At 31.5% G+C, this 15,045-nt stretch carries 11 protein-coding genes and 3 tRNA genes; 10 read left to right on the forward strand and 4 right to left on the reverse strand.

The window, feature by feature from the left end; translation table 11 throughout:
* Positions 1–429: 429 nt before the first annotated feature.
* The 3 genes from EOV51_RS03355 to nhaA all read right to left on the reverse strand — a co-directional run bounded on the left by EOV51_RS03355 (position 430) and on the right by nhaA (position 5,366).
* Positions 430–1,062, reverse strand: a complete 633-nt coding sequence (locus EOV51_RS03355; RefSeq protein WP_128149854.1) for a class I SAM-dependent methyltransferase — start codon at positions 1,060–1,062, stop codon at positions 430–432.
* Positions 1,063–1,213: 151 nt separating this feature from the next.
* Positions 1,214–4,129 carry a M16 family metallopeptidase gene (locus EOV51_RS03360; protein WP_128149856.1) on the reverse strand — a complete coding sequence of 972 codons (2,916 nt, stop codon included), beginning with the start codon at positions 4,127–4,129 and terminating at the stop codon, positions 1,214–1,216.
* Between the two features lie 46 nt (positions 4,130–4,175).
* The gene (gene nhaA / locus EOV51_RS03365) at positions 4,176–5,366 is read right to left on the reverse strand and encodes a Na+/H+ antiporter NhaA (protein ID WP_128149858.1); all 1,191 of its coding nucleotides are present in this window, start codon (positions 5,364–5,366) and stop codon (positions 4,176–4,178) included.
* A gap of 180 nt (positions 5,367–5,546) precedes the next feature.
* Between nhaA and EOV51_RS03370 the strand changes: the two genes are divergently transcribed.
* The 5 genes from EOV51_RS03370 (at position 5,547) to EOV51_RS03390 (ending at position 7,487) form a co-directional block, all read left to right on the forward strand.
* The gene (locus EOV51_RS03370) at positions 5,547–6,770 is read left to right on the forward strand and encodes a bifunctional folylpolyglutamate synthase/dihydrofolate synthase (RefSeq protein ID WP_128149860.1); all 1,224 of its coding nucleotides are present in this window, start codon (positions 5,547–5,549) and stop codon (positions 6,768–6,770) included.
* A 98-nt stretch (positions 6,771–6,868) separates the two neighbouring features.
* A tRNA-Val gene (locus EOV51_RS03375) sits at positions 6,869–6,943 on the forward strand.
* 43 nt (positions 6,944–6,986) lie between these two features.
* Positions 6,987–7,057: transfer RNA gene (locus EOV51_RS03380), tRNA-Gln, on the forward strand.
* A 92-nt stretch (positions 7,058–7,149) separates the two neighbouring features.
* The gene (gene rpsT, locus EOV51_RS03385; protein ID WP_128149862.1) at positions 7,150–7,404 is read left to right on the forward strand and encodes a 30S ribosomal protein S20; all 255 of its coding nucleotides are present in this window, start codon (positions 7,150–7,152) and stop codon (positions 7,402–7,404) included.
* 11 nt (positions 7,405–7,415) lie between these two features.
* Positions 7,416–7,487: transfer RNA gene (locus EOV51_RS03390), tRNA-Glu, on the forward strand.
* Positions 7,488–7,922: 435 nt separating this feature from the next.
* On the opposite strand, the gene EOV51_RS03395 is transcribed toward EOV51_RS03390, so the two are convergent.
* Positions 7,923–9,731: a hypothetical protein gene (locus tag EOV51_RS03395; RefSeq protein ID WP_128149864.1), complete on the reverse strand. Its 1,809-nt coding sequence runs from the start codon at positions 9,729–9,731 to the stop codon at positions 7,923–7,925.
* A 436-nt stretch (positions 9,732–10,167) separates the two neighbouring features.
* Between EOV51_RS03395 and EOV51_RS03400 the strand changes: the two genes are divergently transcribed.
* From EOV51_RS03400 to EOV51_RS03420, 5 genes are all read left to right on the forward strand, one after another.
* Positions 10,168–10,599 (forward strand): hypothetical protein, encoded by a 432-nt coding sequence (locus EOV51_RS03400; protein ID WP_128149866.1) that lies wholly within the window; start codon positions 10,168–10,170, stop codon positions 10,597–10,599.
* A 32-nt stretch (positions 10,600–10,631) separates the two neighbouring features.
* Positions 10,632–11,636 (forward strand): aspartate-semialdehyde dehydrogenase, encoded by a 1,005-nt coding sequence (locus EOV51_RS03405; RefSeq protein WP_128149868.1) that lies wholly within the window; start codon positions 10,632–10,634, stop codon positions 11,634–11,636.
* A gap of 107 nt (positions 11,637–11,743) precedes the next feature.
* The gene (locus tag EOV51_RS03410; RefSeq protein ID WP_128149870.1) at positions 11,744–13,501 is read left to right on the forward strand and encodes an ABC transporter ATP-binding protein; all 1,758 of its coding nucleotides are present in this window, start codon (positions 11,744–11,746) and stop codon (positions 13,499–13,501) included.
* Positions 13,502–13,620: 119 nt separating this feature from the next.
* Positions 13,621–14,004: a DUF3276 family protein gene (locus EOV51_RS03415; RefSeq protein WP_128149872.1), complete on the forward strand. Its 384-nt coding sequence runs from the start codon at positions 13,621–13,623 to the stop codon at positions 14,002–14,004.
* Positions 14,005–14,234: 230 nt separating this feature from the next.
* The gene (locus tag EOV51_RS03420; protein ID WP_128149873.1) at positions 14,235–14,954 is read left to right on the forward strand and encodes a C40 family peptidase; all 720 of its coding nucleotides are present in this window, start codon (positions 14,235–14,237) and stop codon (positions 14,952–14,954) included.
* Positions 14,955–15,045: the final 91 nt, after the last annotated feature.

Raw genomic sequence — 15,045 nt, forward strand, 5'->3', positions numbered from 1 at the left:
TAATTTGTTTATTCCCAATTTATTTCGAAATTCATAATAAATGATTTATTACTTAATGCCAAATTAAAAAAAATTCATGAAGTATCAGACTTTATATATTAAATTTTATAAAAAATCTTTTATAATAAAAGATCCGTACTTTCTAAATGCCTATATTCAATTTGCATCTTATTAAATTTCAGAATGAGTTAATGTGTTCATTTTCAGCCCAACTCACATACAGCTTAATTCATCCTGCTTTCAACCGTATTTTTAACGAACATATTGAAAGCGGGATGAATTATAGGTTGAAAAAGATTCCTTAATATTCACTTACTTCGGAATTTACTGAGAAACTTAATACTCCCAATAACCTTTTAATGTACGGATGATATGAAGATTAACCGGTTTAAAGCTATTCAATAATAATCTGGGAGTTAGAAGTTGCATTTATCTTTTTTTGCATTCAATTTCTACAAACCAACAATAACCTTTCTTATAAAGATTCCCATAAACCAACAAATCTATTTCTTTTTCTTCACATTGAACTATATTCCAAAAGTCAGCTGGAAAACATGTTCTTATTTTCTGCTCTGATATAGCAGGTAGTCCTGGCTTATCCATCTTACTATTTTGTTTTATATTTTTGTCACTAAAGGCTCTTAAATATATTCTTGATTTAGGTTTTGAAATCCGAAAGAGATTTTGTGTGTATTTTAAACAATCTTCGTGACTCATTATTGAATGAAAACAACCAATATCTATAATTGTATCAAAACAATTTTTAAATTCAGAAAATTCACATATATCACCTTGATGAAATGTCAGTTTTTCTGTTTTTAACTTATTTTTAGCTTTATTTATCGCGTTGGAAGATATATCTACTCCGGTTACATCATAGCCTAGCTTCGCAAGATACACAGAAGTTCTTCCGGACCCGCACCCTGAATCCAACACCATTCCCTTTATTTTATTTTCTTTTTCCAGCGCTTTAATCCAGCGATCCGGCTCATCTCCATCAAACTGGGTTATTGTTTTGTATTCATTTTCCCAATATTGTTTTGTTTCAAATTTTGTGTCCATAATACTTATTATTATTGTTATTAATTATTTAATAAGAGCGCTCTTATAAGAGTAGACAATTGAAAGCAAAATATATTTTAATTATGAAAAAAGGCACAGATTAAAACTCTGTACCTTTTTTCATATTATTAAATAAAATAGGACTGTTTTTTTAATAATTAAATAATTCCTGCAAATTAAGTTCTTTAACTTGTCCTAATTTTTGAACAGATTCCCAATCAAGGTTTTCTTTTTTACCAATTAATGAAACATTAAATTTTCGTCCTTTTATTTCCTTATTAAAAAAGTCTCTTAAATCAGATATTTTCAAGGTAGATATTCTGTTATACACGTCTTTTCTTACGTCATAATCAATTCCTTTTTTTCTTGCAGCAAAATAGGCCCAAAAAATATTTGCTTTAGTAATTCTATCAGAAGCTATTTGTTTAAGTGCTCCTCTTTTGGCATTTTCAAATTGTTCTTCAACTTCCGGCATGGTATCCATTAACTGATTCATAGCCTGTACAGCCTCAGAAAGCTTATCTGCCTGAGTTCCAATATAAGAAATAATAAAATCGTTTTTATCTTTTTCTGCTGCTACAGAATAACCTGCATAAGCAGAGTAAGCGAGCGAACGACTTTCTCTGATTTCCTGAAAGACTATTGAGGAAAGTCCTCCTCCAAAATACTCTCCAAATACTTTTGCCAATGGCAGCTTTTTCACATCAAATTTATCCCCTTTCGATTGAAATAATATTTCCGTCTGCACCATATCATAAGGAGTAAAATAAATGATACTTTCGGGAGATTGTTCTACATATGGAGAGGTTTGAGGAAACTTGCTCTTTTTACCTAAATTATGAAATTTAATTATCGCTTGTTTTATGAAATCTTCAGATGGTCCATAATAAAATATCTCGTGCTCATACGATAACAATTGATGTATATACCGCATAAGTTGCTCTGGTTCTATCGCCTGAAGTTCCACATCAGAAATTATATCGCGTAAACGGTTATTTTTTCCAAACCTCGCATATTGTGCCAATGCATTAAAAATGGATTGTTTGTTGAGCTTTGAATCTTTTCTGCTTTTAATTATGGTCTGTACATAGTCATTATATGCTTCATTATCAGGTATGGCATCTGCTAACAAATGCTCAAGAAGTTCAATACCTTTTGGTATATTTTCTTCAAGACCTTGTAAGCTTATATAAATTTTTTCATTTTGAATTCTTAAGGTATAGGTTATTCCTATTTTATAAAATTCTTGTTCTAACTGGGATTTATTATATTGATTTGTTCCCAGATAATCTAAGTAACTTAATGCTAATGCCTGATACTTATCATTATCGGAACCGAAATCAAAAATATAGTATAATTCCCCCAGGTCATTACTTTTATTTTTAATTGAACTAAACTGTATACTTTTTAGATCTTCCTTATATATCAGATTATGAAAATCAATAAAATGAGGTTCTATTTCACTTACAGTAAGATTGGAGAACTTTTGATAAAATTCAGAGACATCTATACGATTTAATTTTATTGGAGTAATTTTTGGATTTTCTACTCTTACTAATTTTTCATTATTCCCTTCTTCTTTATAAATAACCACATAATTGGAACTATAGAAATTTTCAGCGAAATCTACTAAATCTTTCTTAGTTATTGTATCTAAGGTATTAAATTCTTCTAATACTGATTCCCATGATCTATTCTGGATAAATGTATTATACATTTGAGTTGCAACTCCATCAGAGGAATCCCATCGCTTGATTCTCTGAGTTTTTAAATCATTTATAACAGCTTTTAATAACCAGTCTTCAAACTTACCTTTTTTTATTTGGTCAATCTGTTCAACAAGTAATTTTTCCAGTTCTTTAAGCGTTTGCCCTTCTCTGGGTGCTCCATATAAAGAATGTATGCCATATTCATTAAATGCCATAGTATAAGAACCTGCTCCCTGAGCCTTCTGCTTCTGATTTATATTCATATCTATAAGCCCTGCACCGGAGTTATTTAAGATCATATCAATCATTTTTACATATAAAGCCTCTTTACTACCGGCTCCTTTTGTGCGAAAAGCTAGTTGCAGCCTCTCTGCAGAAGGACTTTTAACTATTTTTTCTATTACAGATGTGATGGGTTTCTCCTCTACTTTTTTCTTTATCGGCAGTTCTTTATATGAAAATGAGCCAAAGTACTGATCTACTAAAACAATTGTCGTATCAAATTGTAAATCCCCTACAAGAATCACAGCCATATTATTAGGTACATAATAAGTACTGAAATACTTATGTATTGCTTTCATAGAAGGATTTTTAAGATGTTCAGGCTTTCCTATTGTCGTTTGCTGTCCATAATTATGAGTGGGGAAAAGAGCTGCCATCAATTCATAATTAACCAACCGGCTATCATTATCCTGCGCCCTGTTAAATTCTTCATATACAGCTTCGAGTTCTGTATGAAATAATCTCAAAACCAGTTCGGAAAAGCGTTCACTTTCTACTGTCAGCCATCTTTCCAATTCATTTGCAGGAATATTATTTTTATATACAGTCTCATCCAGCCAAGTATGAGCATTAGTTCCTTTTGCCCCTAAAGCTGACAGCATTTTATCATATTCATTAGCTATCGCATATTTAGAAGCTTCCTGAGAAACTTCATCTATCTTTCTGTAAATTTCTTTCTTTTTCTGCGAATCTTTTTCCGCTTTATGCTGTTCATACAAATCTTCTATAACTGAGAGAAGACGTGATTCTTCTTCCCAATTAATAGTACCTATTTTGGATGTTCCTTTAAACATCATATGCTCCAGATAATGTGCCAACCCTGTGTTATCGGACGGATCGTTAGCAGATCCTGTTCTAACCGGAATATATGTTTGTATACGTGGTTCATCTTTATTTTGTGATAAATATACCTTTAACCCGTTTTTTAATGTATAAATTCTGGTTTTGGATGTATCGTTTGTTACCGATTCAAATTCATATCCATTCTCGTCTATATATTTTTCCGTCTTGTATATCTGAGAGTTTGTTATCATAATAATTGATGTTAATAAAATGGTTAGAAATAATTTCCTCATGGCCCGTTAAGTAAAAATCATGTATTTAATATATGTTAGTAACAGCCTATTTTTCCCTGTAAATAAATGACAAATATAAATAGCCTGCCAGTGCTGAACATAACGAAGTTATCAAAATCATAAATTTGGAATTGTTTATATAATCCTGATGTGTTATAGGGTCAAAAGCTAACAAAGTAATAAATATAGACATAGTAAATCCTATACCGCCTAAAAAGCCAACTCCAATCATTTGCTTCCAGTTTATTCCATGAGGTAGTTTACAAAGGCCTAACAAACATGCTATGAAGGCAAATAAAACTATTCCGAGAGGTTTACCGGCAAATAATCCTAAGAAAATACCCATGCTATAATGCTGAGCAAATATTCCGCCCAGGTCACCTTCTATAATTACCGCTGTATTGGCTAGTGCAAATACCGGTAAAATAAGATAACTTACAGGATAATGCAGAGCTGATTGCAACTTGTTAGAAATACTATTTTTCTCTCCATCTCCAAAGGGTATAACAAATGCAAGAAGTACCCCGGTTATCGTTGCATGAACTCCGGAATTAAGCATAAAATACCACATTATAATTCCTCCTACCATATACGGTAGTAAAAGCTTTACTTTTAATTTATTTAAAATAAATAATAGCAGCCAAATTCCTGCGGCTGCACTTAATGAAATCAATGAAAGATCTTGAGTGTAAAAAAGGGCAATAACTATAATCGCTCCTAAATCATCAATAACTGCAAGTGCTGTAAGAAAAACCCTTAATGCTAAAGGAACTTTTTTACCCACTAAAGACAAAATACCTAATGCAAAAGCAATGTCGGTAGCCATAGGAATTCCCGCACCAGACTGTGTATCTGTGCCGTAATTGAAATATAGATAGATACCAGCAGGAACCAGCATTCCTCCCAGCGCTCCCATAACCGGTAAAAGCGCTTTTTTAGGGTTTGAAAGCTCTCCGATGTATATTTCTTTCTCTAGTTCAAGCCCAATCATCAGAAAAAATATAGCCATTAATGCATCATTTATAAATGCTGCAAGAGTTAAAGGCTTTCCATGATGACTTAAAAAATTAAATTCGCCCCACTGTATTCTTAAAGGAGTTTCCCAAAATTCAAGATACGAGGTTTGAAATACTGAATTAGCTATGATTAATGAAAATACTGTACAGATTATTAATACAATACCGGCCGTTTTCTCATTTTTAAATAAATCTAAAAATACCTTGCTAATATTACTCATGATGTTTGGAGCTGATTTTAAACTTATACTTATTAAAAAAATTAGGTACCAAAGTTAACATTTTAAAAATTTAAATTAATCTGATTACAAATTCACTTTAGGATAAGAAAAAATTAACTTAATATTAAACAAACAATTATTGTATTTTTGATTTTTAATAAATTAAAATAGCATTAGTTTATGGAAGATTACGAAGATATACTTAAGTGGTTATACACACAGGTTTCAAATTTTCAAAATGTTGGAAAATCTGCATATAAACCTGGCTTTGAAAATATTTTAAAGCTTTGCGCTATTTTGGATAATCCTCAAAATAAATTCAAATCGATTCATATTGCTGGCACAAACGGTAAAGGAAGCACCTCAAATATGACAGCCTCTATCTTAAAAGAAGCAGGTTATAAAACCGGTCTTTATACTTCCCCACACCTGAAAAATTTTACTGAAAGAATTCGTGTTGACGGAAATGAATGCTCTCAAGAATTTGTTTATCAATTTCTTACAAAGATAAAAGCACATTTTTCAAGTAACTTCAATCCTTCATTTTTTGAGCTTACTACGGCTATGGCGTTTACTTATTTTGCCCGTGAAAATGTTGATATAGCGGTTATTGAAGTAGGTTTAGGCGGAAGGCTGGATTCTACAAATATTATTAATCCGGAAGTTGCTGCTATTACCAACATATCTATGGATCATACCGATTTATTAGGAAATACACTTGAAAAAATCGCTTGGGAGAAGGCAGGCATAATTAAACCTAAAATTCCTGTTATAATTGGTGAAACCAAGACTGACATAAAACAATTGCTTTTTCAAATTGCGGAAGAACGAGGTTCCGATTATTATGATGCTAATTTGATTAAAGAATCTTATCCTTCTGATTTAAAAGGCAATTATCAGGAACAAAACAAAAAAACAGCTTTGGGGATAGTTTACGCCCTTCGGAAAAAGGGATATACGATATCAGAAGAAAATATTAGAAATGGATTTATAAATGTTAATGCTAATATGAGTTTCAGAGGAAGATGGGAATTACTACAGGATAAGAACCCGATGATTGTTTGTGATACGGCTCATAATGAAGATGGTTTTCGGCACCTGGCAAAACAATTTAAACAACTTACTTATCAACACCTGAGAATAGTGATCGGATTTGTTCAGGGTAAAGATCTTGATTCGATTTTTCCGTTATTACCAAAAGATGCTTATTACTATTTTGTCAAACCATCATTAGAAAGAGGTCTTTCACCAGATGACTATGAAGAAAAAATAAAAAAATATTTTGAAAATTACAAAAAATTCAGCTCAGTACCTGAAGGGCTAAAAGTCGCTGTTAAAGAATCTTACAAAGACGATATAATCTTTGTAGGGGGAAGCAATTTTGTAGTCTCCGAAATTTTTTAAAAAATTATTTGCAAGATTAAAAAATGTACGTATATTTGCAATCCAATTACGAAACAAAGTAACAACATAAGTTCTTAAACATCTTTGTTTTTTAAATTGGGCGATTAGCTCAGCTGGTTCAGAGCACCTGCCTTACAAGCAGGGGGTCGCAGGTTCGAACCCTGCATCGCCCACAACAAACACAAGCCTTTTTATTAAAGGTTTTTTTGTTGGTACAGACCCATGGTGTAACGGTAGCACACCGGTTTTTGGTACCGTTTGTCGGGGTTCGAATCCCTGTGGGTCTACTAAGTAAGTAATAAATGAAAAATTATTTGCTGGTTCAAAAAAATGTATTACATTTGCACCCGCAAATAAAATAAGAAAGAGAATTAATAATATGGCAAATCATAAGTCAGCATTAAAAAGAGTAAGACAGAATCACGTAAAAAGATTACGTAACAAGTACTATCATAAATCTGCTCGAACTGCTATTAAGGAGTTGAGAACTGAAACTGATAAATCTGTTGCTAGCGAAAAATTACCCGCTGTTTTTTCTCAGATTGATAAGTTAGCTAAAAGAAATATTATTCATAAGAATAAAGCTTCTAACTTAAAATCAAAACTAAGTAAGCACGTAAACGCATTAGCGTAACAAGATATCGAGGCCCGTTCGTATATCGGTTAGTACTCCAGATTTTCATTCTGGCAAGAGGGGTTCGACTCCCCTACGGGCTACTAAAGCATTAAACTTTTGTTTAATGCTTTTTTTATTTTTATAATCTCAGAAAATTTCGCTTTATTTTAAATCTTCTTTTTCTCTTGTTTTCTCCCTTATTTTATTTGTAAAATTGATTCTATAAATACTCAGACATCTGATTATAGTTTGTTAAAACATTATTGATTATAAACAAAGAGATCATCCGTTATTTCGTTTTAAAATATTATATGGTTTACTTGCTTTTATAGCCTGCAAATATTTTTCTTAATACTTCTTCATTAGATTATATATAATACACTCTCTATTTACCTTAAAAAATGCACTAATTATACAGTTTGCATACCTACTACATTATTCCTATATACCCATCTTATAAAAAACCTATAAGCCTACAAAAAAAAGAGCTTCCGAATTATTCGGAAGCTCTCTCATTAGATAGATATTCAAATATATTAATTGTTAGTATTTATTCCATTAAATTGAGCTTGTTTTATAGCCCAAGACATTAAATTACCGAACAATCTGGAATTTTCAACATCACCCCCTGCCCAATTTGTCCTTGTAATAGGATTATAACTTGCGTCAACAGCAAACGGAGCAGCTGAAGTTGAGCCATAAGATGGTCCTACATAGCTATTATAATTTGACAAAAATCCACCATCTCCACACCAGAAAATATTCAATGAAGAATGCTTAAACATGGTAACTCCACTATAAGTAGTTGTTCCTGTAGCTGTGTTAGCACCACTATAAGTTACAATATTACCTGATGGAATTCCGCTTAAAGATAATGTAGCAGAAGCATCTTCTCCCCATCGTTTACCTCGCAAATCTCCGAAAGGCCCGACCATAATATCATCGTTAACACCTGATAATTGATACGCAACACCTCCTCCATTAACACCTGAGCCACTTATGCTATTATCTCCAAACAAATTTTTGAAAAAAGCCGATACAATAGTTGCATTGGCATAAGTATTTTCACTAAATAAAATTAATACACCGCCTTTATAAACATAATCGGTTAGCTGTTGTATTGTTGCTGAATCATAATTTAAGAAATAACCTACTACGATAATATCAGGGTTCTGACTTAAGGCATTAGTCAATGCTGTCTGATTTATAATTCCAGTACCAGATATCATTCTTTGAGTTTCACCGTCAATATAATTAAATGATAATCCTTCAATCTTTACAAGACTGTTTTCCGAAGTTCCAAAATTTTGTTGAGCCATTAGCATATTGTACGGAGCTGAACCTGATTGTAAATGATAGCCATAAGCATTATTATAATATCCAATACCAAGAATTTTTTTTGCTGTATAAGCGATGTTAACAGTGGCTGTACATGTTGCAACAGATGATATGCTATTTGACGTAATAGTCAAAACCTTAGGAGTTAGAGAAGTGGGCGTACCAGTACCTACTAAAGTTACTTCCTGATTTGCTTGTGATAAGAGACCAGAACCACTGAAACTAATTCCATCAACTTCATTAGTTGATATTATATATGTTGATCCATAAGCAGATGGATCAACATTTAATGTTAATGTAATGGTATTACTTGAAGCATTTAATGATTTATTTAATATATAAACTCCGTTAACCTTAACACTGTTGCAACCCATAGTGAACAATGGTTTAATTGAAGAATCTTCAACTTTTACATAAGTAGTATTACATGACGAATCAACACCATTTAATGCAAATTTGATAAGATCACCAGGAGTTTCATTCACATTTGTTGGAGTACCAGCTCCTTTAAGTATAATTTCATATTGACCAGTGGCTAAAAACTCTCCAGAATCTAAAAAATAATAACCATTGTCTGGATTAGGCATTCCTGTAATTGAGTATGAACCAATCTTAGTTACATTTACAGTCAATTTTATATAATTACTACTTCCCAAAGCTGTTTTATTCAAATATTGGCCGAAAACTTTAATTGTAGAACAGTCGGTAATTTCAAAAACAGCTTTACCTGCTTTCCCACAGATACTGCTCCAAACTGATTCTAATCGATTCCAATAATTGAAACAATCTTCCGTAGTGTTATATACCATTAAGCCATTTTGAGCATTTTCGACACTTATTGCATCACGCTGGGCTTCTGTAATTCTCGGAATTAATATTCCTTTGTCATTGTTTGGAGAAACAATGTCTAACATTGATTTTTGATCAGGGGTATCATTGCCGATACCAACCTGTGCAGTTGCCAAATGAGCAAACATTATTGAGCACAATAAAATAAATTTTTTCATAGTTTAAGTAAATATATTTAATGATCTTGATTCTTTTGTTTTATAAAAACGTTAAGCTAGTTTATCAATCTCCAAATATCTTCTTTTTGTTGTTAATAAGAAGTGGATATTAATACACATATATACACAGTGAGAATTATAATGATTAAATAGACTACACAATTATACTCATTTAACTAATAGATTAGTTGAAATTAAACTTTAATTAACGGAAATTACCTTTGTCTAAAACTTTATTTATAAAAAAATAAGTTTTATAGTTTTATATAAAATCTGATTTTTTGTAGCCAATCAGCTTAACTTAAAATTAATCACACAGCATATTTTAGATCAGGTGTAAAAAGATACATTTATATTGCAAGAAAAAATATAAAAGTTAACTATATATTGTAAAGGTTTACTATTTTTGTTAGCGCAAAGTAAAATAAACCTTTTTATGTATTTAATTTTAAAGAATATTCACCATTATACAGGTATGGCTGTATTAATATTTGTCTTATTATTAACCGTAGTTTCTTTTATCTATTTTCTTCAGAAACGTACACTTTCAGTTCAGGTAAGAAAAATTTCCTTAACCACTTTAATTCTTACTCATATACAGGTATTGATTGGTATCGCTTTACTGATTACATATTTTAGTATGTCTCAAATAAGCTTTAAAGAAATTATGCCGAATGCAGTAATGAGAAGAAATTATGTGGAACATCCTACCAGTATGGTTATAGTAGCCATACTAATTACTATTTTTAACAGTAAACTAAAAAAAGTTCAGAACATTAAAGTTTGGATGCTTATAGTTATGGCTTTATCTTTAGCACTAGTCATAAGTATGATACCCAGGGTTTTCTGGAGTACCTTGCTACCTTAATTTTAACTCAAATCTATAAAAATAATAAATTAATGAAAATCGCAATTGTTGGAGTAAGTGGTGCCGTAGGGCAAGAACTTCTCAAAGTATTAGACCAAAGAAATTTTCCTTTATCAGAATTAGCACTTTTTGGTTCAAAAAGAAGTACTGGTCAAGTGTATACTTTTAAAGGTAAGGAGTACAAGGTCAAGGAACTTCAACATAACGATGACTTCAAAGATATTGATATAGCACTAGTTTCAGCTGGTGGAGGAACCTCAATCGAATATGCACAAACTATTACTAAGCATGGAGCTATTATGATTGATAATTCTTCAGCTTTTCGCATGGATAATGATGTTCCGTTAGTAGTGCCGGAAGTAAATGCAGAGGATGCGTTAAATGCTCCGAGAAACATTATAGCTAACCCTAATTGTACCACCATACAAATGGTAGTTTCTCTAAAACCTATTGAACAACTTTCTCATATCAAGAAAGTACATGTTTCTACTTATCAATCTGCTTCCGGAGCAGGTGCAGCAGCTATGGACGAATTAATTCAACAATTGAAAGATGCCGCAGAAAATAAAGAGATAATCTCTGAAAAATTTGCTTATCAGTTAGCGTTAAATCTAATTCCTCAGGTAGATGTTTTCACTGAAAACGGTTATACAAAAGAAGAAATGAAAATGTTTAATGAAACCCGTAAAATTATGCATTCAGACATTGAAGTTTCAGCAACTTGTGTACGGGTTCCTGTATTAAGAGCACACTCAGAGAGCATATGGGTAGAAACTGAAGACGAACTTAGTGTAGACCAGGTTCGACAGGCATTTGAAAACTTTGACGGAGTAATTCTGGAAGATCAACCCAATGACAAGAAATATCCAATGCCTTTATTTTTGTCAGGTAAAGATGAAGTTTTTGTGGGAAGAATAAGAAAAGATTTAACGAATCCGAAGGGAATTACATTTTGGAATGTAAGTGACCAAATCAGAAAAGGTGCGGCGCTAAATGCCGTTCAAATTGCTGAATATCTGGTTAAACAAGAAAAATAATACTCCTGACGGAAAAATAATAACCCTAGAAAGTGTAACTGTAATTAGAAAAATATAGTTACACTTTATTTTTTACTACCAACTCTTTCTTTTGTACCTTTGCAAATATGAGTGCTTTAAAGACTTTAAATCCTTATTTTTATAAACATAAAAGATTACTCTTCTTAGGAATTGTTTTTATTACTCTTGCTAATTTCCTGACAATTTACCCTGTAAAATTTGTAGGCAAAGCCATTAATATAATTGCTGAAACTCTCAAAAACACAAAAATTACTGATGAAAATGCATTGTACAAACAATTATTAATTTATGGTGGTATTATTGTATTAGCTCCTATTCTATCTGGAATCATGAAGTTTTATATGAGGCAAACTATCATTGTAACTTCACGAAAAATTGAATTTGAACTAAAAAACAATATTTATAAACATTATCAGATTTTGTCTTTCACTTTCCTGAAAAAATCAAAAGTAGGAGATTTAATGAACCGGATCAGTGAAGACGTGGTAAACGTACGGCAATATTTAGGTCCCGGAATTATGTACAGCATTAATTTGGTGATCATGCTGATCATTGTGTTATTTTATATGCTTCTATCAGATCCTATAATGACATTGTATGCTCTTCTACCTCTTCCTTTTCTTTCTTATTTTATTTACCGTCAAAGCACAATTATCAATAAAAAGACTAAAATCGTTCAGGAAAAACAGTCAAATCTTTCTTCATTTGTGCAGGATTCATTTTCGGGTATACGAGTTATTAAATCTTTCACTCAGGAAAATAATGTAATTTCAAAATATATTTCCCGCTCCAATGAATATAGAGAAAAATCATTATCGCTAGCATCAACAGAAGCATTTTTTTCTCCACTCATGCTTCTTATCATAGGATTAAGTAATCTCTTTATACTTTATATAGGTGGGCAACGTTATATTAGCGGCAAAATTGATGTAGGAACCATAACAGACTTTTTTCTTTACCTAAACATTCTTATATGGCCATTTACAGCCTTAGGATGGGTTACCTCTATGACAAGGAGAGCTGAGGCGTCTATGGAACGAATCAATGAATTTTTAGATGTTAAAGAAGATATTATTAACAATAATTATAATATATACCCTATTACAGGAAACATAAAATTTGAAAATGTAAGCTATACATACCCTAACACAGGCATAAAAGCACTAAACTCTATATCATTCGAAATAAAAGCCGGAGAAACAGTTATTTTTATGGGTAAGACCGGCTCTGGTAAATCTACTATCACCTTATTATTAGAGCGTCTCATTGAACCAGACTCTGGTACTATATATATAGATCAAATACCTTTAAATAAACACAATCTTGAATTAATACGAGAAAAAACAGGATATGTGCCTCAGGAAAATTTTCTTTTTTCAGACACTATATATAATAATATAGCATACGGTATAGAAAATCCCACTTTAGAAAAAGTAGAAAAGTATGCCAGACAGGCAGAAATCGATTCCAATATTATTGAATTTAAAGATAAATATCAAACTGAAATCGGTGAAAGAGGAGTTACTTTATCCGGTGGTCAAAAACAACGTATTTCCATAGCCCGAGCTTTAATTAAAGATCCTACAATTTTCTTATTCGATGACAGCCTTTCTGCTGTAGATACAGAAACAGAGGAAAAAATATTATCTAATATTGAGAATGATATGGATGTTAAAACCACTATAATTATAACTCACCGGGTGTCTTCGGCTAAAAATGCAAACCGTATTATAATTCTGGAAAAAGGGAGAATTGCTGAAACAGGTTCTCATAGGGAATTAATGGATTTACAAGGCTTATATTCAGATTTATATAAAAAACAAATCACCGAGCAACAATCATAAAAAAACAATTGTGTGTATACGAGTATTTTTATACTTTTGTCCCGTTCAAATAAGCAAAAGATAAATAATTTATTTTTTTGATACCTATATCAAGTAAATAGAAACTAAAATTAAATATGATGAATGATTTAGAAAATGTAGAGAAGAAAGAAAATGAAATTTTCTCTAAAGTGTTAAGAGCTGGTAAAAGAACTTATTTTTTTGATGTAAGAGAAACTAAAGCTGGAGATTATTATTTAACAATTACTGAAAGTAAAAAAAATGTATCTGAAGAAGGATCTATGGGATTCAAAAAATTTAAAATCTATCTTTACAAAGAAGATTTTAAAAATTTTAAAGATATACTAGAAGAAACCACTTCATTCATCATAAAAGAAACAGGAGAAAAAGTTATTTCTGAAAGACATCGCGATGACTTTCATCTTCAGGCAGATGAAAACAAAACTACTCCTAACCCTGCCAATATTTCCAACTACACAAACGTAGATTTTGAAGACATTTAATAATTATCACAAATTATAATAAAAAAATAACAGGCCTGGATAAACTATATCAGGCCTGTTTTATCTTAAAGAAGATACTCCTATAACAATAAATATCACATAAAATTTATTAACTTTTATTTAACACTTATACGGAGTGTGTTAAATATATCTAAAAAAAGTTAAATTAGTCTTCTTATTGGTGTGTGTATTAGTACTTTTGGTCTGCTAAAAAAATATTTCATCCCAATATGAGGTCTGTATTCAAATTATTTACTGTTTTATTCATCGTATCAGCAACAACAACTTCTTGTGTTTCCAATTATGTTGTGAGCAACAATTCTTATAAATACCCTTCCACCAATGAATTTTTATTAGTTCATAATTTTGGTTCTAGAGCTAAAGGGCCTAATGTTGCTAAAGTAGATGAAAAAGCATTAATTTCAGACAACTCTCTGGTTAGTGACAATTCTCTAATAGAAAATATCAATATTTATGCCGAAAAGTCTTTTACAAAAGAAGCATATAATTTAATTACAGAAGCTAAAACTTATCTGGGTACTCCTTACCGTTATGGAGGAACAACCAGAAACGGTATTGACTGTTCTTCATTTGTTCAACATGTTTTCGATGCTTTCGATATCTCATTACCAAGAACATCTGCTATGCAATCGCAACAAGGAACATGGATATCGAAAGAGGAGCTGAAAAAAGGAGATTTAATATTTTTTGCGCATACACCTAAAAGCAGAGTTTCTCACGTTGGAATTGTAGAAAGCGTTAGCCCAAGCGGTGAAATATTTTTCATTCATGCTTCATCTTCACAAGGAGTAACAATTTCATCTCTGGACATGGCTTACTGGAAAAAAAGATTCAGAGCAGGAAAAAGAGTGTTAAAAGAAATTGAGGATAATCAAATTAATACTGAAGCACAACAAGACGATATAAGATTTGTTAAAGCTACTTTTTAATTAAGTATACAAAATATAAAAAGGGGTGCTGTTACTAACGGCTGAGATTATACCCTAAGAACCTGGGCAAGTAATGTTGCCAAGGGAAATC

The sequence above is a fragment of the Apibacter raozihei genome (assembly GCF_004014855.1).
In the GTDB taxonomy this organism is placed as follows: Bacteria; Bacteroidota; Bacteroidia; order Flavobacteriales; family Weeksellaceae; genus Apibacter; species Apibacter raozihei.

Excerpts from the sequence above, each read along its gene's own strand:
- EOV51_RS03355 (WP_128149854.1), bottom strand. The coding sequence starts at position 1,062 with ATGGACACAAAATTTGAAACAAAACAATATTGGGAAAATGAATACAAA.
- EOV51_RS03360 (WP_128149856.1), bottom strand. The coding sequence starts at position 4,129 with ATGAGGAAATTATTTCTAACCATTTTATTAACATCAATTATTATGATA.
- nhaA (WP_128149858.1), bottom strand. The coding sequence starts at position 5,366 with ATGAGTAATATTAGCAAGGTATTTTTAGATTTATTTAAAAATGAGAAA.
- EOV51_RS03370 (WP_128149860.1), top strand. The coding sequence starts at position 5,547 with ATGGAAGATTACGAAGATATACTTAAGTGGTTATACACACAGGTTTCA.
- rpsT (WP_128149862.1), top strand. The coding sequence starts at position 7,150 with ATGGCAAATCATAAGTCAGCATTAAAAAGAGTAAGACAGAATCACGTA.
- EOV51_RS03395 (WP_128149864.1), bottom strand. The coding sequence starts at position 9,731 with ATGAAAAAATTTATTTTATTGTGCTCAATAATGTTTGCTCATTTGGCA.
- EOV51_RS03400 (WP_128149866.1), top strand. The coding sequence starts at position 10,168 with ATGTATTTAATTTTAAAGAATATTCACCATTATACAGGTATGGCTGTA.
- EOV51_RS03405 (WP_128149868.1), top strand. The coding sequence starts at position 10,632 with ATGAAAATCGCAATTGTTGGAGTAAGTGGTGCCGTAGGGCAAGAACTT.
- EOV51_RS03410 (WP_128149870.1), top strand. The coding sequence starts at position 11,744 with ATGAGTGCTTTAAAGACTTTAAATCCTTATTTTTATAAACATAAAAGA.
- EOV51_RS03415 (WP_128149872.1), top strand. The coding sequence starts at position 13,621 with ATGAATGATTTAGAAAATGTAGAGAAGAAAGAAAATGAAATTTTCTCT.
- EOV51_RS03420 (WP_128149873.1), top strand. The coding sequence starts at position 14,235 with ATGAGGTCTGTATTCAAATTATTTACTGTTTTATTCATCGTATCAGCA.